The sequence below is a fragment of the Mycobacterium sp. UM_Kg1 genome, from assembly GCF_000972925.1.
In the GTDB taxonomy this organism is placed as follows: domain Bacteria; phylum Actinomycetota; class Actinomycetes; order Mycobacteriales; family Mycobacteriaceae; genus Mycobacterium; species Mycobacterium hiberniae.
In genome coordinates, this window is sequence record NZ_JRMK01000012.1 from 11,903 (window position 1) to 32,417 (window position 20,515).

15 protein-coding genes are annotated in these 20,515 nt (G+C 67.7%); 1 reads left to right on the top strand and 14 read right to left on the bottom strand.

Annotated elements, in window-relative coordinates:
* Positions 1 to 9: 9 nt before the first annotated feature.
* The 13 genes from LI92_RS03450 to LI92_RS03510 all read right to left on the bottom strand — a co-directional run bounded on the left by LI92_RS03450 (position 10) and on the right by LI92_RS03510 (position 18,431).
* A complete protein-coding gene (locus tag LI92_RS03450; protein WP_046315951.1) occupies positions 10 to 984 on the bottom strand; it encodes an SDR family NAD(P)-dependent oxidoreductase in 975 nt (324 codons plus the stop codon).
* A gap of 17 nt (positions 985 to 1,001) precedes the next feature.
* A complete protein-coding gene (locus LI92_RS03455; protein WP_046315953.1) occupies positions 1,002 to 1,697 on the bottom strand; it encodes an anti-sigma factor in 696 nt (231 codons plus the stop codon).
* Entirely contained in the window at positions 1,694 to 2,257 is a 564-nt protein-coding gene (gene sigK, locus LI92_RS03460) for an ECF RNA polymerase sigma factor SigK (protein WP_046315955.1), read from the bottom strand. Before sigK ends, LI92_RS03455 begins: the two co-directional genes overlap by 4 nt.
* An 85-nt stretch (positions 2,258 to 2,342) precedes the next feature.
* Positions 2,343 to 3,626 (bottom strand): class I SAM-dependent methyltransferase, encoded by a 1,284-nt coding sequence (locus LI92_RS03465; RefSeq protein WP_046315958.1) that lies wholly within the window; start codon positions 3,624 to 3,626, stop codon positions 2,343 to 2,345.
* Positions 3,623 to 4,321, bottom strand: a complete 699-nt coding sequence (locus LI92_RS03470) for a DUF1365 domain-containing protein (protein WP_082109529.1) — start codon at positions 4,319 to 4,321, stop codon at positions 3,623 to 3,625. Before LI92_RS03470 ends, LI92_RS03465 begins: the two co-directional genes overlap by 4 nt.
* Positions 4,315 to 5,613: an NAD(P)/FAD-dependent oxidoreductase gene (locus LI92_RS03475; RefSeq protein WP_502691390.1), complete on the bottom strand. Its 1,299-nt coding sequence runs from the start codon at positions 5,611 to 5,613 to the stop codon at positions 4,315 to 4,317. The genes LI92_RS03470 and LI92_RS03475 overlap by 7 nt, the downstream gene beginning before the upstream one ends.
* Positions 5,614 to 5,724: 111 nt before the next feature.
* Positions 5,725 to 7,098, bottom strand: coding sequence for a cation:proton antiporter (locus tag LI92_RS03480; protein ID WP_046315964.1), 1,374 nt, complete (start codon positions 7,096 to 7,098; stop codon positions 5,725 to 5,727).
* Positions 7,099 to 7,171: 73 nt separating this feature from the next.
* Complete coding sequence (locus LI92_RS03485) at positions 7,172 to 8,026, bottom strand: ABC transporter permease (protein ID WP_286134825.1); 855 nt, start codon at positions 8,024 to 8,026, stop codon at positions 7,172 to 7,174.
* 1 nt (position 8,027) lies between these two features.
* Positions 8,028 to 8,876, bottom strand: a complete 849-nt coding sequence (locus LI92_RS03490; RefSeq protein ID WP_082109525.1) for an ABC transporter ATP-binding protein — start codon at positions 8,874 to 8,876, stop codon at positions 8,028 to 8,030.
* Positions 8,873 to 14,521 (bottom strand): type I polyketide synthase, encoded by a 5,649-nt coding sequence (locus LI92_RS03495; protein WP_353585440.1) that lies wholly within the window; start codon positions 14,519 to 14,521, stop codon positions 8,873 to 8,875. The genes LI92_RS03490 and LI92_RS03495 overlap by 4 nt, the downstream gene beginning before the upstream one ends.
* Positions 14,521 to 16,287, bottom strand: a complete 1,767-nt coding sequence (locus LI92_RS03500; RefSeq protein WP_082109526.1) for an NAD(P)/FAD-dependent oxidoreductase — start codon at positions 16,285 to 16,287, stop codon at positions 14,521 to 14,523. The genes LI92_RS03495 and LI92_RS03500 overlap by 1 nt, the downstream gene beginning before the upstream one ends.
* A 174-nt stretch (positions 16,288 to 16,461) precedes the next feature.
* A complete protein-coding gene (locus tag LI92_RS03505) occupies positions 16,462 to 16,908 on the bottom strand; it encodes an SRPBCC family protein (RefSeq protein WP_046315966.1) in 447 nt (148 codons plus the stop codon).
* The gene (locus LI92_RS03510) at positions 16,905 to 18,431 is read right to left on the bottom strand and encodes an SDR family oxidoreductase (protein ID WP_286134827.1); all 1,527 of its coding nucleotides are present in this window, start codon (positions 18,429 to 18,431) and stop codon (positions 16,905 to 16,907) included. Before LI92_RS03510 ends, LI92_RS03505 begins: the two co-directional genes overlap by 4 nt.
* A gap of 214 nt (positions 18,432 to 18,645) precedes the next feature.
* Here LI92_RS03510 and LI92_RS03515 point away from each other — a divergent pair, with 214 nt between their 5' ends.
* Positions 18,646 to 20,037, top strand: a complete 1,392-nt coding sequence (locus LI92_RS03515) for a TIGR01777 family oxidoreductase (RefSeq protein ID WP_046315969.1) — start codon at positions 18,646 to 18,648, stop codon at positions 20,035 to 20,037.
* Here the strand turns inward: LI92_RS03515 and LI92_RS03520 are convergent.
* A complete protein-coding gene (locus LI92_RS03520; protein WP_046315971.1) occupies positions 20,021 to 20,509 on the bottom strand; it encodes a TspO/MBR family protein in 489 nt (162 codons plus the stop codon). The genes LI92_RS03515 and LI92_RS03520 overlap by 17 nt on opposite strands.
* Positions 20,510 to 20,515 lie beyond the last annotated feature (6 nt).

Genomic DNA, 20,515 nt, shown 5'->3' on the forward strand with positions numbered 1-20,515 from the left:
GGGCCTGGCTCAGCTGTCGGGCAGACCGGCGGCCTGCGCACAGTAGGCCCAGAGCCGATCACGGTCCTCGCGGCTTTCCCGGGTGAACGGCAGGAAGTGCTCGGGGCGCTGTCGCCGGTCGTGCCAGAAGCCGCCCGCCGGTGGGGCGGGCGTCGTTGCGGCCAGCCAGACGGCGGTATCGGCTCCTTGCTGCGGGGAACGCAGCAACGGCTTTGTCAGTTTCTGGAAAGTCGGCAGCGAGGTGACCACCCCGGGTGTGTCCGACCATCCCGGGTGCATGCAGTACACGGAGATACCGCGGGCTTTCCAGCGTTCGGCCAGCACCGGGGTGAGGGCCACCTGCATCCGTTTGGTTCGCGCGTAGGCAGTCGTGCCGCTGTAATGCCCCTCGCGGTACTCGGGGTCGTCGACTGCCAGCGCCTGGGTGTACATGCCGCCGGAGGACATCAGGATCACCCGCGGGTCATCGGAGGCGGCTAAAGCCGGGACCAGCAGTTCGGTCATCAGTATCGGCCCGAGCACGTGTGTCGCCAACGTGATTTCGTGCCCGTCGGCGGTCTCGGCTCGCTCGGCAGGCAGCACGCCGGCGTTGTGGACGAGCACATCGAGCCGGGGCAACCGGGCGGCGAGGCCGGTGGCGAACTGGCGCACCGCGGCCAGATCGGCGACGTCGCAGACCTCCACACGCAGGTCCGCCGCGGGGTTTTCGGCAGCCAGCTCGGCCCGGGCGCGCTCGGTGCGTTCGGGGTCTCGGCCCACCATCAGCACCGTGGCGCCCAGCGCCGCCAATCCCGCCGCGATCGCCTTGCCGATGCCGCTGTTGGCGCCGGTCACCACGGCGACCTTGCCGGCCAGCGCGTCCGGTGCCGGATCGCGAGGCCACCCGCGCCGGCGAAGCCCGTATCCCAGACGGGTGTAGCCGAGCACCACCGAACGGTCCAGAACGGAATCGACTAGCCGGTACCCCCGCGACCCCAGATCCATCGGAGCAGACCCCCGTCTTAACGCAATGGAATTTCCACGAGCATCTGCCCGGTGGGTTGGCGCGATCCCGGATCGGGCTCGACGGTGAATCCGAGCGCGGTCGAATCCCCGAGGTCGGGAATCACCGCGGTCGTCGACGGCGCAACGGCCGCGGCATCCATCGTGCCGGCCAGCGTCGGGCCGCTGGGACTGAGCAGCCACATCTGGTACACCGTGCCCGGTTCCGGCGGCGGCACATTGTTCATCACCAGGACCCCGGCGCTGCGGTCTCGGGAGAACAGCACCGTGGCGGTGCCGGTGGCCAGCGGACTCGACACGCTCGCCACGTCGGGGGCCGCGAGAACCTGTTCCGGGACCGAGGGTTGCGTAGCGGGTCGCAGTGCGATCCCGACGCTGACGGCCGCCAGGCCCCCCACGATCGCCGCCGCGGCGGCCAGGACCGTGGTGCGCCATCGCCACCGGCGGGCCGAGAGGTTCACGGCGCGGCCCATGACGGCTTCGCGCAACCCCGGCGGAGGTTGCACGGCGGTGGCCTCGGAGACCACGGCCATCGCTTCGTGCACCGCCGTCACCGCTTCGTCGAAGGCCTGCGCGATCGCCTTCGGCGCTGCGGCGGTCTGGCGATCGAGTTCTGCGCGCTCGGCGTCGGAGACGGCGTCGAGCGCATACGGCGTTGCCATCGCCAGCAGGTCGGGGGGGTTCGGTTCGGTCATGGCATACCCAGGCATTCACGTAAGCGGCGCAAGGCTTCTTGCATCCGCGTCTTGATCGTGGAGGGGTTGACCGCCAGACGCTGTGAGACCTCGCTGTAGGTCAATCCGCCGTAGTATGCCAACTCGACGCACTGTCGCTGCTTTTCGGGCAGCCCGCCGAGGCAGTCGACCACGCGGCGCTGCTCGTCGCTGACGATCACCGCGTCCACCACGACATCTCCGGGCGGATCGGCGCTGGCCGCCCCGTAACGCGACTCCCGCTGCCCGGCCGCACGTTCGGCACGGACCCGGTCCACCGCGCGACGGTGCGCCATGGCCAGCAGCCACGCCAGGGCCGATCCCTTGGCGGGGTCGTATTTGCCGGCGTTGCGCCAAACCTCGAGGTACACCTCTTGCGTGGTTTCCTCGCTGTAACCGGTATCGCGCAGAACCCGAAGAACCAATCCGTACACGCGTGCGGCGGTCCGGTCGTAGAGCATCGCGAAGTCGGCGAGGCTTCCCGCTGCTACCCGGTGAAGTACCGCGTCCAGTTCGGAGGCACCCGTAGTGGGTTGGTTCATCGGACGCCAGCCTAGCCGCCGAACCGTCACCGATGCAGTGGTTGGAAACCATTCGTCGAAGGTGCGTGAAACCGCGGGCATCGCGCTACCCCCTCACCGGGGGCGGTTCGCCGGGTTTGGCGAACGTCCATTGGTAGACATCCAGATAGCCCGACCGGAAGCCCGCCTCCGAGTAGGCCAGGTAGAAATCCCACATCCGGCGAAACACCTCGTCGAAGCCGAGCGCGGCCACGGCGGAGTCGCTGTGGTTGAAGCGTGCCCGCCACAGCCGCAGCGTTTCGGCGTAGTGGGGGCCCAATGCGCGCATGTCGACGGTGCGCAGTCCGGTGTGATAGCCGGTGACGCCGGAGATCGCCTGCGTGGACGGCAGCAGGCCGCCCGGGAAGATGTACTTCTGAATCCAGGTCAGCGTGTGCCGGCTGGCCATCATCCGGGCGTGCGGCATGGTGATCGCCTGTATCGCCACCCGGCCCCCCGGGGCGGTCAGGCGGTCCAGGGCGCGGAAGTACTCCGGCCAGGCCTGATAGCCGACGGCCTCGATCATCTCCACCGACAGCACCGCGTCGTAGCTGCCCGCGACCTCGCGGTAGTCGCACAACTCGATCTCGACCCGGTCGGAGACGCCGGCGGCGGCTACCCGCTGCCTGGCCAGCTCCTGTTGTTTGCGGGACAGCGTGATGGAGCGAACGCACGCCCCGCGGCCCGCCGCCCGCAGACACAGTTCGCCCCAGCCGGTGCCGATCTCCAGCACCCTGCTGCCGGGACCGACGGCGGCCGCGTCCAGCAGCCGGTCGATCTTGTTGCGCTGGGCGTCGGCGAGTGCCGACTGGGAACTGGGGAGCCGGTCGAACAGCGCACTGGAGTAGGTCATCGTCTCGTCGAGAAACACCGCGAACAGTTCGTTGGACAGGTCGTAGTGAGCCGAGGCGTTGTGGCGGGCACGGTCGGGTGTGTTCGCCGACCGCGGTCCTGAGGCCAACACCAGCGGCCGCAGGCGCTGCAGCGAAGCCGGGACCAGCTCATCCATCGCGCCGGCCAGGACGCTGAGCAGCGCGACGAGGTCCGGGGAGTGCCACTCGCCGGCCATATACGCCTCGCCGAATCCGATCAGCCCGGATCGTCCGATGCGCCGCGCCATGCGGTCCGGCTGGGCGATCACCAGGGCCGGGGTTCGGGTGTCGGCGGCACCGAAGCTTTTGCCCCCGGGATATTGCAGGCGCACCGGCAGGCGTCGCGCCGCGCGCCGCAGCAGGGCGTGCACCACCACCGCGGATGCGGCCGCCACGGGTCCCTTCGGACTGTGCACAAGCTGCGGCCACCGGTCCGGGTCCACGTCAACGGTTGGCACCAAACCCGTTTGGGCAGTCATCGTTTCACCACCGGAACTCCGCGCAACCAGATTGCGATGCCCTGCAGCCGGATGCGCGCCGCGACCACCAGCGGCGCCAGCGGCGCCAGGACTTGCATGCGGGCGACGCGGGCGGGGGTGGCCGGGTGCCCGACGCCGCGCATCGTCGCGGCGAACACCGGCCTGTCGTCCTGGTACAGCGAGATACTGATGTCCACGCCGCGCCCGGGGCGGGGAGCCCGCACCAGGTAGTGACCCGCGACCGTGAAGAACGGCGACACATAGAACTGCTTGGCGACCCGCACCGGCGCTTCGGCGGGCGGCAGAAGATAGGCGTGACGTTGCCCGTAGGTGTTGTGGACCTCGGCGATCACGTGCCGCAGCTCGCCGTGCCGGTCGTGGCACCAGAACACGCTGATCGGGTTGAACACATAACCGCCGACCCGTGCCTGCAGCAGTGCGTAGATGCGTCCGGCGGGGACGGCGGCTTCGCGTTCGGCCAGGAATCGGTCGACGCGCTGCCGCAGCGAGTCGCCGGTGGACCCGTGTAGGTGATCGGCGGCGTCGAATCTGGCGAACGGGCTCAACCACCGGGGCAGGCGGGGCGGTTCGTCGACGTCGATGAACCAGCTGTATCCGCGATAGGCGAATTGGTGGACCACCGGCACCTGTCTGCGGTGGGTGATCGCGGTCCGATAGATCGTCGGGGTCAGCATGCGCACGCCCGATCGCACGTCGCGGCCGGCGCCCAGTCGACCCCGAGTCGCCACGCGGCGCGGACGCCCGACGCCGCGCCGTCTTCATGGAAGCCCCAGCCGTGGTAGGCACCGGCGTACACGATGCGGTGATCGCCGAGTTCGGCCAGCCGGCGCTGGGCGGCGACCGACTCCGGGGTGAAAAGCGGGTGCTGGTAGGTCATCTCGGCGAGCACCGCTCGCGGATCGACCAGATCGGCGCCACCCAGGGTGACCAGGAAGCGCCGGCGGGACTTGATGCGCATCAACCGGCTGACGTCGTAGGTCACCAGCACACCCCGACGGTCCTCGGTTATCCGGTAGTTCCACGACGCCCGGGCTCTGGCATGCCGGGGCAGCACGGATTCGTCGGTGTGCAGTAGGGCATGGTTGGTCGAATAGGGCATGGCCCCGAGCACGGCCCGCTCTTTGGGTGTGGGGCTGTGCAGCAGGCGCAACGCCTGATCGGGGTGCACCGCGACAACCGCGGCGTCGAAATGCCGTTGCCCCACGTCGGGCGCGTGCAGCAGCACTCCGTCCGGCACCCGGCGCAGCGCCCACACGATACTGTCGGTGCAGATCTCGTCCACCTGCTCGGCGATCCGGTTCACGTAGGTCGCCGAGCCGCCGGTCACGGTGCGCCACGTCGGGGATCCGAACACCGAGAGCATCCCGTGGTGCTGCAGGAAGGTGAACAGGTAGCGGGCGGGGTAGCTCAGCGCATCATCGGCCGGGCAGGACCACACCGCGGCCACCAACGGCGTGATGAAGTTGACGATGAAGTAGCTGGAAAAGCCGTGCCGCGCCAAGAATGCGCCGAGGGGTTCCAGATCGTCCGGCGTCGATTGCCGCAGTACGGCGGTGGCCGCACGGTGGAAGCGCCGGATCTCGGCCAGCATCAGCAGGTGGCGGGGGCGCAGCGTGCGCGGCGAAGCGAACAGGCCCGCGGTGCCCTGCGCTCCGGCGTATTCCAGGCCTGTCGCGTCGTTGCGCACCGACATCGACATGTCCGTCTCGGTGCCGCACACCCCGAGCTCGTCGAACAGCCGGCACAGCGTCGGGTAGGTCCGGTCGTTGTAGACCAAAAAGGCCGAGTCGACGCCCAGGGCGCTGCCGTCGTCAGCGGTGAGGCAGTGGGTGTGGGCATGGCCGCCGAGCCGGGTGTCGGCCTCATAAAGAGTGACGCGGCAGTTCCGGGACAAGACATAGGCGGCGGTCAACCCGGCGACCCCACTGCCGATGACAGCGACGGACCGCCTGCGGTGCGGTGATATTGACATGAAAGTTATTCGGAGCCAACGGCGCCGTGGTCGGACTCTTCGGGATGCGGAACGAAAATACGCCCGCCGTGTGCGCCGGAGCGGCCCGCCGCGCCGGGTGACCGATCAGCGGCCGGGCACCGCAACGGCCGGTGCGTCCTCGACGCCACCGGCGGCAAGGGGCTCCTCGCCGTCCACACCGAACTTCGATCCCGCTTTGCGCAGGCGGCGCTCGAACTGCCGCTGCAGGGGTGTCGCGACCAGCGTCGTGACAATGGTCATCAGGGCCAGGATCGTGTACAGCTTAGCGGAGATGAGGCCGGCCTCCAGTCCGATGTTGAGCAGAATGAGCTCCATCAGGCCGCGCGCATTGGCCAGCGCCCCCATGGATGCGGCCTCGAGCCGGCTCATTCCCTGCCACCGGGCTGCCAGACCCACCGCGCCGAACTTCGCGCTGAACGACACCACCAGCACGACCGCCGCCATGAGCAGAGTGGGCGCGTCCAGTATCAGGGTGAGCTGCGTGTTCAGCCCGGAGTAGATGAAGAAGGCCGGAATGAGCAGATACGCCGTCAACGGCTCGAAGTGCTCCCGGATCTGGGTCAGCAACGGACCGCGCGGCATCACGGTACCGGCCACGAAAGCGCCGAACACCGAATAGATTCCCACGAAATCGGTGAAGCAGCTGGCCGCCAGGACGACCAGCAGGACAACGCTGGTGTGCGCGATCGGCAGGCCGCCCGTTCGCTCGATCGCAGCGCGGGGCGGCGACCAGGTCTCCAGTCGTGCCAGCAGCGGCCGGCCGAGATAGATCATGAACAGCAGGTACGTCAGCCCGCCGCCGATGGCAAGGACCGCACCGGACAGGCTTCCCTTGGCTGTGGCGACCACCGTCGCCAGCAACACCCACGAACACGCGTCGTCGAAAGCGGCGCAGGACAGCGATACCGTTCCCAGCCGCGTATTGAGCAGTCCCGAGTCGTAGACGATCCACGCCAGCATCGGAAAGGCGGTGATGGCGACGGCGGCGGCAACGAACAGGCCGCCTTGCCATGATGCGACGTTGTCGGTGAAATACCCTCCGCGGCTTACCATCCACGCTCCGAGGACGCCGCCGAGCACCAGGGGAACGCCGATACCCGCCGCCGAGGTGACGCCGGCTTTGCGCCAGTGCGCGGTCAGGATGTCGAGCTTGAACGATGCCCCGACCAAGAACATGTACAGCACCAGGCCCAGCTGGCCGACCACGTAGATGACCGTGAGGCTCGGGTGGGTGAACGTCTCCGACCCCACGGTCAGCTTGGTGGGGAACAGCCAGTGCTGACCGGCCGGCCAGAGCCATCCCAGAACGGAGGGACCCAGCAGGAACCCCGCCACCATCATCGCGACCACCTGCACCTGAGCCAGCCGACGGAACAGCGGCCACAGCAGGCGGTAGGTGGCCAGAATGACCACGACCTGAAGGAAGAAGTGGTAGGTGATCACCAACAGGGAAGGCATCGTGTCCCCCTTCGCGACAATGCCATCGCTTCGCCGGACTGAACTGCCGGCGGTTCACTGCGTTCGAGCACGGTCAACCTCGATCCGACCATCGGAACACCAGCAGGCAGGCCAGAAGACCGGCCACGCTCCATGCCGCCAGGACGACAAAGATGCGCCCCAGCTCCCAGGACCCGGCCGGTTCGAAGACCACCATCTGGGCCGGCAGGAACACCGAACGAAATCCCTGCGCCATCCACTTGACGGGAAACAGCGATCCGATGACCAACATCCACGTCGGTATCAGCATCAGTGGCACATAGGTGCCCGACAGGAATTGCAGGCCGACCGCGGGGCCGTTGGTGAGCACGGCGGCCGAAACCGCGTTGCTGGCGACGTTGCTGACCAGAATGCCCAGCAGCGAACAGCTGACGATTCCCAGGACGGCTACCCACGTCAAGGTGAACCATGCGGATGCACTGGTGGGTAGGCGCAGGTCGAAGACCAGGACCCCCAAGACCAACAGCAGGGCAGCCTCGGCCAGGCTCGCGATGGCAACCAGCATGATCTTTCCGATGAAGTACGACGTCGCTGTCGCCGGAGTGCCGCGCAGTCGGCGCAGGGCTCCGGTTTCCCGGTCGGCCGCGATGCTGATGCCGAGGTTGGTGAACGACGTCGAGAGGATTCCGTAGGCAAGCATGCTCGCCGCGATCACGGCTCCGGTGGGTGTCTGGGTGCCGGGCACTTTGGCGGTGAAGATCGACCCCAGCAGCAGGCAGATCACGGCCGGCATCGAGAAGGTCAGCGCAACCTGTTCCGGGCGGCGGTAGAACATCTTCAGCTCGGGCAGGACGCGCGAGAAGCCGATCCGCACGGCCGACGGGAGTTCGGTTGCCGCCGGCCGTCCGACGCTGCGTGCACCGGTCGCATCCTGTACCAGGTCGGTCACGTCAATTCCCTTCGATCAGGCGCAGGTAGGCGTCTTCGAGGGTGGGCCGCGTGACGGTCAGCTGAGCCAGTTCGCCGCCGCCGGCCGACAGGCGGCGGATCAGCTCCGTGGGCCGGTCGGTCTGCTGCTCCCGAAGCACATCGTCTTGGATCCAGCGCACGGTCGCTTCCGCAGCCACGTGCGCGGTCAGTCGGGCCGGGGAATCCAGCGCCGCCAGACGTCCGCCCGCCACGACCGCCACCCGATCCGCAAGTGCGGCGGCTTCTTCCAGGTAGTGGGTGGTCAGCACGATGGTCGTGCCGTCGCAGGACAACAACCGGATGAGATCCCAGAACTGTCGGCGCGCCTCCGGGTCGAAACCCGTGGTCGGCTCGTCCAGAAAGAGCAGCTCCGGTCGGCCGATGATCCCCAGCGCCACATCCAGCCGGCGACGCTGCCCGCCGGACAGCGTTCGGACTCGCGAACCGGAGGTGCTGGCGAGCCCGACCAGTTCCAGCAGTTCCCCGGACGTTCGCGCCGTGCCATAGCATTTCGCGAACATGTTCACGGTTTCCTGGACCGTCAGCATCCCGAAGTCACTGGTTTCCTGAAGGACGATCCCGATTCTGGCGCGCCAGCCGCGTCCCGCGGAGCCGGGATCCTGCCCCAAGACGCTAACCCGTCCGGAGTCGCGTTTGCGGTGGCCCTCCAGAATCTCGATGGTCGTCGACTTTCCGGCACCGTTGGGACCGAGGATGGCGAAGATCTCGCCGTCATAGATGTCGAGATCCAGGCCGTGCACGGCGCGCAGGCGCCCGTAGCTTTTGCTCAGGCCCCGTACCTGCACCGCTGACGCCCGATCCGCGGTCATCGCCGTGCGCCGTCCAGGTCCGGGCCGCCGGCCGGGGCATCGAGCTGGGCCAACAACTCTCGCAGTTCGTCCTCCGAGAGGTCATCGACCACACTGTCGACGTCCTCGACGAAGACCGGTGCCGTTTCCGACTCGGGCGTCCCGGTGGGAACCTCACCGTGAATGGCGTGCAACTCCGTGAGCACCCGGTCGGCGAGGGAGTCGACGCTGACTCCGCGGATGATCTCCAGCAGCGGCAGATCGATGGAGAACTTCTCGTTGATGCGTACCCGGAAGTCCATCGCCATCATGGAGTCCAAGCCGATGTCATCCAGCATTTCATTGGTCTCGAAGTCTGTTACCGCACAGTCGAACACGTCGGCGACCAGCTGCCGAACCGCGGTGGCGATAACGCCGAACCGCTCGGCTTCGGGGGTCTCGGCGAGCTCGGCCAGAATCGAGGTGGCCCCTTGGGCATCGTCACGACGACCTTCGGCGGTCTCCAGGTCGGCGAACATCTGCGGCGGTTGTCCGCTGAAACCGACACGGCGAGCGCGATTCCAATCCGCGCTCATCGCCACGACGCTGGGAATCTGCTGGTTGATGAGCCGATCGAGAATCCGCAACCCCACCGAGGGCGTGATCAGCTCGATTCCCCGCTGGGCGTAGAGGTTCTCCAACTTCAGTTCCTCGACCATGCCCACCGACCACGGACCCCACCCGATGGTCACCGCCGGCAGGCCCTGCTCCCGCCGGTAGTGCGCGAAGGTGTCGAGAAATGCATTGGCGGCCGCATAGTTTCCCTGGCCCGGCGAGGCGACGACTGAACCGGCGGACCCGAACAGCACGAAGAACTCCAGGGCGTCGTCGCGCAGCGCGTAATGCAGCACGTGGGTGCCGACGATCTTGGGGGCCAGCACCGCGGCGAAGTCGTCTTCGGCCATGTTGACCAGTAGGTGATCGTCGACGCTGCCCGCGGCATGGACCAGCCCGCGAATCGGGCGGCCGCCGCGGCCGAGGTGATCGGCGCGCCAGGAGGCCACCTGCCGGAAATCGGTGATGTCGACGCTGGCGGTCTCGATCTCGGCGCCGAGCTCTTCGATGGCCTCAAGCGCTCGGACCGTCGCGAAATGGGCGTCGCCTTCGGTCAACGCGGCCCAGCCCTCCCGCGGCGGTAGCTCGGTTCTGCTCAACAACGTGATGTGCCGCGCTCCCCGCTCGGCCAGGTAGCCGGCGACGAGACGTCCGAGCGCACCCACGCCGCCGGTGACGACGTACGTCGCATCGGCGCTGAGTTTGGTGGGAAACGGCGATGCCAGGCTGTGGCACGGACGAAGGCGCGGGACGAAAGTGGCTCCGCCGCGCAGCGCGATCTGGTCTTCGGAATCGGCGTCCAGCAGGTGATCGCAGATGCGGACAGCGGTCTGAGCCGGGTCATCGGCATCGTCGATATCGATCAAACCTCCCCAGTTTTCCGCGAATTCCTGGTGCCCGATGACGCGGCCCAGGCCCCAGACGGGGGCCTGGGCGAAACCGGTGAGCCGGTTGCCGGCCACCGGCTGACAGTTGCCGGTGACCAGGTGCAGGCGTGCCGTCGTCGGCCGTGCCGCCAGCGCTTTGACGATGCGCAGGACGGCCAGCACGCCCAGCTGCAGATCCGTGTCGTCCGGCGGCGCACCCGAGCGGTCCTGCTCGACCGCACCCGAAGCGATGTCCAGGGGCCAGCAGTTGACGATGCCGGTGAGTTCGGCGGCGTCGTGGAGCTGTGCGAACAGCTGGTCCAGCTGTTCGGGGCTGCCGGGATCGATCAGACAGCCGCCGTCGGCTTCGTGCAGTCCACCGCCACGCCGGTGCCCGACGGTGGCGACCCGGTGACCGCGGCGGCGCAGCTCCTCGGCCAGGGCATCCCCCACGCCCAAGTCATCGGTGAACACCAGCCATGACGACTCGCCCGCCGGCTCGGCCGGCTGCCGGTCCGGGGATGGGTCGGCCAAGCGCCAGTGCAGTTCGAGCAGTCCCCTGTCGATGCGCTCCAGCGACAAACGGGATGCGACGCCCAGCGACTGCACCGAGAAGCCGTTGAAAACGGCCAGCGGTGTCCCGATGTCATCGGTGACGGTGATGTCGCATTCGACCTCGTCTTTGGTCGCCGAGACGACCTGGGCGTGCACGCGCATCTCGTCTGCGGGGGCGCCGTAGATGGCGCAGTGCCGGATTCGGGCGGGCAGGAACGGGTCATCGCCCGCCCTTTCGCCGAGGCCGGCGACGCCGAACAGGGTCTGGAAGGCGCCGTCGATCAGGGCCGGATGAAACCGGTACTGGTCGATGTCGTCGACGATCGCCGGCGGTATGACCAGTTCGGCGGCAGACCAGTCGTCGCCGGCCGCCACTCGCCGCACGGATCGGAACGCATCGCCGTAGGTGAAGCCGAGCGACGCAGTCCGGGCGTAGAAGCCCTCATCGGCCAGCGTGACGAGCGGGTCGGGCTGTACGGACAGGTCACGCAGCCGCGGCGACACGGGGCGGACGTTGAGTTCGGCTGTGGCGGTGATGGCCCAGCTGGTGTCGCCGTTGGCCGTCGCGGTGAAGGCGGCGAACTCCAGCGTGCCGTCCTGCTCGTTCAGCGTGGTTCTCAGTATCGGATCGCAGGTTTCGTCGAGGATCACCGCGCGATGAAACACCAGGTTGTCCACGCTGCAGGTCGCGCCGTAGGTCTCGGCGGCGGCGGCCTGAGCCATCTCGACGTAGGCCGAACCGGGCAGGACGACGCTTCCCTGGACCCGGTGGTCGTTGAGAAACGGTGTGAGGACGGTGCTCAACTCGGCTTCCCACGTCGGGTGGACCGCACTCACCTTCTGCCCCAACAGGGGATGCACCGGTTGGTAGAACAGCGCCTCGGTCGCCTCCTGGGTTTCGGTCCAGAACCGTTTGGTCTGCCAGGGGTAGGAAGGGAGCTTGAGCAGTCGGTGCGCGCTGTCGGGCTGCAGCGCCGACCAGGCGATGTCGTGGCCCCGGCAGAACAGCGCGCCCACGCATTCCAGCAGTGCCCTCCCGGCATCCTGGCCGCGGCGCTGGCTCGCGGTGACCGAGATGTTCTGCTTGCCGGCGGTCTCGAAGATCGATCCGGCCAGCACCGGGTGCGGGGCCAGTTCGACGAAGTGGGTGTACCCGTCGTCGAGCATCCGGCGGATCGCCGGTTCGAAAAGCACGGTGGTGCGGGTGTTCTGCCACCAGTACGCGGCGCCGGCGTGGTAGCTGTCCAGCTTCTCCCCGGTGACCGTGGAGTACAACGGCAGCACCGCCGACTTCGACGACAACCCCTCGAACGCGCTGAACAGCTCGGCACGCACCGCGTCCATGTGGTGGGAGTGGTAGGGCACCTTCACCGAGAGGCGACGGTTGAAGACCGCGGCATCGTTGAGTTGCCGGGCGATCTCGTCGAGCACCTCGGTGTCGCCGGCGAGGGTCACCGCGAACGGGCTGTTGATCGCCGCCACCGAGACGCGCTGGTCCGCCAGCGCCGCACCGGTCTCCTCATCGAGGGTTCGCATCAGGGTCTGCGCGTCCAGGCCGACGGCGAGCATGCTGCCCGAACCGCTCACCTGCTGCTGGAGCCGGCTGCGGTGATAGATCACGTGGATGGCCTGCTCGAAGGTGAGCAGGCCCGCGAGGTGGTGGGCCGCCACCTCGCCGGCACTGTGGCCGACCACGGCGTCCGGGCTGATGCCGAACTGGGCGAGTTGCTCGGCGAGGGCGACCTGGATGGCGAAGTTCGCCGGTTGCGCGAACTCGGTTTCGGTCATCCGGGTGCCGGCCTCGTCGCGCCGAAGCTCCTCGATCAGCGACCAGTCCGCGTACCGGGACAGTTCGCGGTCGCTGCGCTCAAGGCTGGCGGTGAACTCGGGGAACACGTCCATCAGCTCGCGGCACATCCCCCACCACTGGGGTCCCATACCGCTGCACACGAAGGCCAGCTTGGGCACGTCCTGGACGGCCCTGCCGGTGGAGACCTTGCTGTCCTCGGCCAGGCTCTGCAGCTGTGTGCGGGCTTCGGCGGCGCTTGCTGCGATCAGCGTATGGCGATAGTTCAGGTGGGTGCGCCGCCTGCTGAGGGTGTAGGCCAGGTCCGGCAACGCGATGTCGGGATGGGTGTCGAGGTGGTCGGCCAGTCGGCCGGCCGCGGCAACCAGGGCGTCCTCGCTGCGCGCCGATATCGGCAGGATGGTCAGCGGCTGCGCAGGGCGCTCGGCGACCTGCGGGGCCGGGGCCGCGACCGGCGGTTCGGCGAGTACGACATGGGCGTTGGTACCCCCGAACCCGAACGAGTTGACACCGGCGATGCGCCGTTCGCATTCCGGGAATGGTCTGCCCGTCGCCGGAATGTCGATCTTCAGGTCGGTCAGCGAGACATAGCGAGTGGGTGTCCGCAGGTGCAGATGGGCCGGTATGTAGCCATGCTTGACCACCAGGGCCGCTTTGATGAGGCCGGCGACACCCGCGCCCGCTTCCAGGTGACCGATGTTGGTCTTGACCGAGCCGATCAGAAGGGGGGACTCCGCAGGCCGATCGACGGTCAAAGCGGCTGCAAGCGCCTGCAATTCGATGGGGTCGCCCACGGGCGTGCCGGTGCCGTGCGCTTCGACGTAGCCGACGTCGGCCGGTTGCACGCCCGCTCGGTCGAGTGCCGTCCGGATGGCGCTTTCCTGGGCTTGGCCGCGGGGCACGGTGATGCCGTCGGTGTGGCCGTCCTGCGACACCGCGGTACCGAGGATCTGCGCATAGATCTCGTCGCCGTCGGCCAGTGCGTCCTGCAGCCGCTTGATCACGACGATCGCGGCACCCTCGCCGCGCGCATAGCCGTCTGCGGCATCGTCGAAGGCCTTGGAACGCCCCTCCGGGCTCAGAAATCCACTCTTGGATTCGGCGATGGCGGTGTTGGGGCCGATCATCACGTTGACGCCGCCGGCCAGCGCCAGCTCGCATTCGCCGTTCCAGATGCTTTGCGCCGCCAGGTGTACGGCCACCAGCGAGCTTGAGCATGCGGTGTCGATCGACATGCTCGGCCCGCGCAGGTCCAATGCGTAGGAGATGCGGTTGGCCAGCATCGTCATCATCATTCCGGTCGCCGAATGGGCCTTGAACCGGTAACGACTGGCGTGTCCCTGATTCTGGAGAAGCTGATAGTCCAACGTGAAGCCGCCGACGAAGACGCCGACGTCGGCGCCGGCGACATCATCGGCCGGTATCCCGGCGTCTTCGAGGGATTCCCACGCGGCGTGCAGCAGGAGACGTTGTTGGGGGTCCAGGGCGTGCGCCTCGCGGGGCGACATTCCGAAGAACTGTGCGTCGAATTGGTCGATCTCCCCCAGGAAGCCGCCTCGCGCCGTGATGACCTTCCCGACCTTGGCCGGGCTCGGATCGTGGTAGCGGGCTGCGTTCCATCGTGTTTCGGGGACTACGCAGGTCGCGTCGGTCGCACTGTGCAACAGCTGCCAGAAGCGTTCGGCGGAATCGGCACCACCGGGAAACCGGCATCCGATCCCGACGATGGCCAACGGTTCACGGCGGTCGTCATCGTCTGGCAACTTCATCTCCTGTTCTCGCATGAGGTGCTTGGAGTACCCATCTGCCGGCGGGCCGGCGGCGAACGCGACCACCGGGGTCATCAGGTCGGCTGCAGTTTCGGCGACGAGGTGACGATCCAGCCCTCGCTGATCGGATCGTCGTGCTGGCCGTGCCGGTATTCCGAACGCAACTCTCGGAGAAGCGGATCCTGTTGCCAGTTGCGCACCGTTGCCATGACGTCGTCGTCGTCGAACTCCAGCGACTTCTCCGCGATCACCGTCTCGGCGAGCTGCCCGGCCAGGCGGCGCAGCAACGCGGCATTCGCGTCGAACTGCTCCGCGAAGTTCCTGGCCGGTTCCATCATCGAAACATGCAGCGAAACCATGAAATTCAGCGGCGCGTACAAGTCGACGAAGGGCACTGACGGGGTGCCGTCGTCGATCTCGGCCCATTCCTGAAAAAACTTCTGGACCCGGTTGCTCAGCGCGATGAGGCCGTTGAGGTGCGGGACGAACTCCGGGTCGTCGGCGATGCCGACGAAGCGGCCGTTGATGTAGAGCAGGCCGATGAATCCCCAGTAGAACGCGATATCCCAGATGATCTTCGCCGACATCACGGCGGGTCTGCCCATCAGGGCGTATTGCCCCTGGTACACCACCAGCCACATTTCGCCGAGCGATCTGAACACGGCGTCGCTGATCTGCGCGCGTGCGACCACGTCTTGGCCGTCGAGTTCGCGAGTGACGATGTCCGTGATCTGGCCGTTGCCGATGGCGACCAGGTCCAGTCCAGACGAATACAGCGGATCCAGGAAGATGCCGGCGTCCCCGGTCAGACACCACCGGTCGCGGCCGTCGAAGACCTTGCTCGCACCATGGCTGTAGCGCTTCATGACCCGGAAATCCTTGATCGCGCCGGTGTGTTCTTGCAGCACCTCGGCCAGTTGCGGCTCATGGGCGCGCAGCCATTCCGTGGCCTTGTCCAAGGTGTTGAAACCCTCGAACGGCTCGAAGGCGGGGTCGGCGACGATGCCGACGCTGGTGGCTCCCGACGGGAGGCGGATGAGCCAGACCCAGTAGCCCGGGCCCATCAGGTGATTGGTGGACATCGCGCGGTCGCCCTCGCTCAGTCGATGGCGCCAGGCCGGGTCATCGCTCCAGCGACCCACATCGATTTCCGCGGCGACCCGGAACCAGGCGGCATTGCACTGGTGTGCATTGGGCCGCTGCAGTTCCAGCTGCCGGGGCAACATCCGGTTGCGGCCCGAGGCATCGACCACCCAGCGCGCCGTTGTCCGGGTAACCGCCTCGGCGTCCTGGATGGTGACCACGTGCAGGCCGTCGGGGCCGTTGAGCTGCACCGAGCGGACCCGTCCGCCGGCGAATCGAACACCCATTTCGGCGGCGCTGCGGGCGAGTTCGTTCTCCAACCTGCCGCGATCGATCTGGTAGGTCACCTGCGGGGCGTAGGTGGAGCTGCCCAGTTCCAGGCGCCTGGTGATGTCGGTGTTGCCGCTGTTCGAGAAGAACATGCGCAGACCCATCTTGCGGATCTGCCGGGATGTGAGGTGTTCGGTCAAGCCGAGGTGACGCAGATAGTGCGCCGACACCTCCACGGTGGACTCGCCCACCGTGTGGGTGATCTCGGGAACCGGATGCGATGTCGGACCGATGATGAGAATCCGGGTAGCCGGACGAGTCCGGCGGAGCTGCAGTGCCAGCGCGAGCGCGGCGACTCCATCGCCGACGATGGCCACATCATGGTCGGCCTTCTGGTGCTCGGCCTCCGAGAGGCGGGCGCGGATGCGCCGGGCGAGAGCCTCTCGGTCCTGGTCGCTCAGGCCAGCGGCCTCCACGCGGGCGTCCACGTCTCACCTACCCGCACACCGGGCAGGGAATTCGTCGACGGGAGCGGTTGCCACGGAGTTCGGTTCGGCATGCATATGGGTTATTCGGAGCCGCAACGCCGACGGTCGGGTTGATGTGGCAACCAACTTTGGGAACGTCCGCGACGATCACCGACCGCCGATCGCCGGCGCCGGTCAGAGCTCCCGCTCGCCGAGGCGCCGCAACTCCCCTCGAAGTCCGCGTGCCCCGTCGTCGAGCAGACGGGTCACGGCTGGGCGCAGCAGCGGCTCGATCCACCTCAACCAGCCCTGAAAGGCGAACCGCACCCGATAGGTGATCACGCAGCCGGTCTGCCGCGCGGTGACGGTGATGGTGTCGCGCAGGATGACGGAGGAGTTCTCCCCGCGCAGGTCGATCGACCGTCCTGGCCGCAGCGCCGTGACGACATAGTCGACGGTGCTCACCCGTCCGGCGAAACGGGACGTGTTGCGGTAGCGGGTTCCCCCCCCGCCGTCACCCGAGACGCGCACTGTCGTGATGGTTCCCGGGTCCCACAGCTCGGTGGTGGTGAAATCGGCCAGGTACGCAAACGCCACACCCGGCGCCACGTCACTGCTCACCTCGCGCTGCATGGTGATCATGAGTGCTCCTCTGGCGAGCCGCCTTCGGCCCGACGATGAGCGGTCGGTGAACCATCCGTCTCCGCGCCCGGACTTGGGGGTACGCGGCCTGCGGCGACGGCGATGTTGTTGGCCATACCGGTGAAGATGATGCCGTGAAACGGCATGAGTGCATACCAGTACAGCTGTCCGGCAAGGCCTTTGGGGAAGAAGATTGCGCGCTGATGCAATCTGGTGGTGTGTGCGCCGCACGGCTCGAGCCGCCATTCGAGCCAGGCACCGCCCGGGGTGCGCATCTCGGCGCGCAGCCGCAACAAATGCGGTCGCTCGATGCGTTCTACTCGCCAGAAGTCGAGGGCGTCACCCGTGTGCAGGACCTTCTGGTTGCGGCGGCCCCGCGCCAGCCCGACTCCCCCGGTGAGTCGGTCCAGCCAGCCCCTGATCGTCCAGGCGAGCGGGAAGGAGTACCAACCGTTCTCACCACCGACACCTTCGACGATCTGCCACACCTGCTCGACAGTGGCGTCGCAGTCGACGCTGCGATCGTCGGTGTAGACCACTTCCCCGGCCCAGCTGGGATCCGATGGCAGAGTGTCGGCGGGGGCGCCGGTGGCAGAAGCATCGGCCCAGGAAGTTTCCACATCACCGCTCTCGATGCGGCGTAGCGCGAGCGCAACGGCGTCTCGGTAGCGGGTCTTGCCGCCGGGTGGCGGCGGAATGACCGCATCGATGTCGTGCTCGGAAGCGATTGCGTCGGTGCTCAAGGACTCGATCAGGGCGCGACCGATCCGGGGCGGGACAGGAGTCACCAGTCCGATCCACAGCCCGGCCAGTTTCGGTGTGAGGACCGGTAGGACGAGGATTCTGCGTCGGGTCAGCCCGGCCACGTCGGCATAGATCTGCATCATCTCGCCGTAGCGCAAGACATCGGGACCACCTATGTCATAGGAGCGGCTATGCGGCAGCGGCATGATCGCGGCGGCGAGCAGGTAGTAGAGGACATCGCGGATCGCAATGGGCTGGATGCGGTTGTTGACCCAGCGCGGTGTGGTCATCACCGGCAGCCGATTGGTCAGGTGCCGGATCATCTCGAAAGACGCCGAGCCGGAACCGATCACCACCCCGGCCTGCAGTACCACGGTCGGAACATCGCAGTTGAGCAAGATTTCTCCGACCTGGCTGCGTGATCGCAGGTGCGTGGACAGACGCTCCGATTCCGCATGCAGGCCGCCGAGGTAGACGATGCGCCCCACCCCGGCCCGTTGGGCCGCCGCAGCGAGATTCTGCGCGCACTGACGCTCCGACTCGATGAATTCCCCGGGGTTTCCCATCGAGTGCACCAGGTAGTAGACGACGTCGATGTCGCGGCACGCTTCGTCTAAGGAGTCCGGGTCGGTGAGGTCGCCGCGCACCACGTCGACGTCCGCCGCCCACGGGACATCGCTGATCTTGTCGGGGTTACGGGCCAACACCCGCACCCGGTGGCCGGCTTCGACCAGGCGGGGCGCCAGGCGGCCCCCGATGTAGCCGGTTGCCCCGGTCACCAATACGTTCAATGGCTGATCTCCGCGATCTGGCTGCGTCACGCGGCGCACCCGACCACGAATCTGCCGCACTTGGTGTGCGCTGTCGAGCCGACCTGTCTTTTCGCGTGACGCCGCATAGGTGTTATTCGGAACTGCGGACGCCGTGGTCGGGTTCGACGGGAGGATCGCCGACAGCGATTGCATTACCGGCTTCTCCCAGTAGCGTCGAGGCATGAGTGTGGACTTCTCCAGCACCGTTGCCGCTCCGCGCCCGGAGGTCTTCGCCTGGCATGAGCGGCCGGGCGCGTTCACCCGGCTGAGTCCGCCGTGGCAGCCGATGCACCTGGTCAGCGAGGCCGATTCGCTGCGCGACGGGACGGCCGTACTGGCTCTGCCCGGGGGACTCCGGTGGGTCGCCGAACACCAGCCCGACGGCTACGACCCGCCCGCGCGATTCGTCGACGCGCTCGGCGGGCACGGCCTGGCATCGCTTCCCACCCGCGCGACGCTTCGTTGGACGCACACCCACGAGTTCGAGGATCTGGGCGACGGTCGGACGCGGGTGATCGACCACGTCGACCCCCCGATCCCCGGGTCCCTGCTGCGGCCGATGTTCGTCTACCGGCACCGCCAGCTCGCCGATGACCTCGCCGCGCACCAGCGCGCGCAAGAGCACGGCCTCAAGCCCCTGACGGTGGCGGTCACCGGATCGTCGGGCCTGGTGGGCTCGGCCCTGACCGCGTTTTTGAGCACGGGCGGCCATCGGGTGATCCGGCTGGTTCGCCATGCCGCATCCGATCCGGAGCAGCGGCAGTGGAACCCCGACGATCCGGACCGGGATCTGCTGGCCGGTGTGGACGCGGTGATCCATCTGGCCGGCGAGTCGATCGCGGGGCGCTTCACCGCCGGGCACCGCCGCGCGATTCGCGACAGCAGAATCGGCCCCACCCGCAGACTTGCCGAGCTGGTGGCTGGCACCACCGAACACCCCGTGGCTTTGGTGTGCGCCTCAGCGGTCGGCTTTTACGGGTATGACCGGCAAGACGAGATCCTCACCGAGGACAGCGAGCGCGGTGACGGATTTCTCGCCGACGTCGTCGCCGACTGGGAGGACGCACTCGCCCCTGCCGAGCAGGCCGGGGTGCGCGTGGTGCGGATCCGCACCGGGATCGTCCAATCACCCCGAGGCGGGACGCTGCGCCTCATGCGACCGTTGTTCTCCGCCGGTCTCGGCGGCAGGCTGGGCGACGGCCGGCAGTGGCTGCCGTGGATCGGCATCGACGACTTGATCGATATCTATCATCGCGCCCTCTGGGATACCGGACTGTCCGGCGCCGTCAACGCGGTCGCGCCGAATCCGGTGCGCAACAGCGAATACACCGCAACGCTGGGGCGAGTCCTGCACCGGCCCACGGCCCTTCCGGTACCGAGCCTGGGTCCGCGGCTGTTGCTGGGCGCACAAGGTGCGCGCGAACTCGCCGGCGCGAGCCAACGGGTCCTGCCCGCGCGGCTCACCGCTGCCGATCACCGGTTCCGACTGCCGGAGCTCGAACCGCTGCTGCGGCATCTGCTGGGCCGCGCCGCCGACGAAGATCCGGCCGGCGGGTCTAACGACGCCGGTTGAGTATTGCGATGTTCCCGCTCAACACGGTGGCGAAAGTGCACCACAACGGGTAGAGCACCAGCGGTAGGCCGCGCGCACCCCGCACCGCGATGGCCCGGCGCGCCAGATCGGCGCTGCTGGCCGCCAGCGCCGCGCTGACCACGGCCGAGGACCCGAATCGCCGCCCTTTGAAGAAGACCCACGACCAGCCCGCGTTGAGCAGCAGGTTGACGATCAGCGCGACGATGTAGGAGCGCTGTTTGCCCGACTCGCCGCGTGCGTGCAATTCGTCGATGGCGCTCGCCGAGACGACGGCGATGTCGGTGTAGAGCGCCGGCCAGACCACCGGGAACACCTGCGGCGGCGGCTGGTACGGGGGCTTGGAAAGCTTTTCGTACCAGTCGGCTTTGACCTCTGGCGTGGTCGCAGCAGATCCGGCGACAGCCGTGACGGCTACCGCTGCGCCGGTTCCGAGCAGAGTGGAGATGCGCACGTTACT

Bases quoted from the DNA above. Each gene is read 5' to 3' on its own strand.
- LI92_RS03450 (WP_046315951.1), bottom strand. From the start codon at position 984: ATGGATCTGGGGTCGCGGGGGTACCGGCTAGTCGATTCCGTTCTGGAC.
- LI92_RS03455 (WP_046315953.1), bottom strand. From the start codon at position 1,697: ATGACCGAACCGAACCCCCCCGACCTGCTGGCGATGGCAACGCCGTAT.
- sigK (WP_046315955.1), bottom strand. From the start codon at position 2,257: ATGAACCAACCCACTACGGGTGCCTCCGAACTGGACGCGGTACTTCAC.
- LI92_RS03465 (WP_046315958.1), bottom strand. From the start codon at position 3,626: ATGACTGCCCAAACGGGTTTGGTGCCAACCGTTGACGTGGACCCGGAC.
- LI92_RS03470 (WP_082109529.1), bottom strand. From the start codon at position 4,321: ATGCTGACCCCGACGATCTATCGGACCGCGATCACCCACCGCAGACAG.
- LI92_RS03480 (WP_046315964.1), bottom strand. From the start codon at position 7,098: ATGCCTTCCCTGTTGGTGATCACCTACCACTTCTTCCTTCAGGTCGTG.
- LI92_RS03490 (WP_082109525.1), bottom strand. From the start codon at position 8,876: ATGACCGCGGATCGGGCGTCAGCGGTGCAGGTACGGGGCCTGAGCAAA.
- LI92_RS03495 (WP_353585440.1), bottom strand. From the start codon at position 14,521: ATGACCCCGGTGGTCGCGTTCGCCGCCGGCCCGCCGGCAGATGGGTAC.
- LI92_RS03505 (WP_046315966.1), bottom strand. From the start codon at position 16,908: ATGATCACCATGCAGCGCGAGGTGAGCAGTGACGTGGCGCCGGGTGTG.
- LI92_RS03515 (WP_046315969.1), top strand. From the start codon at position 18,646: ATGAGTGTGGACTTCTCCAGCACCGTTGCCGCTCCGCGCCCGGAGGTC.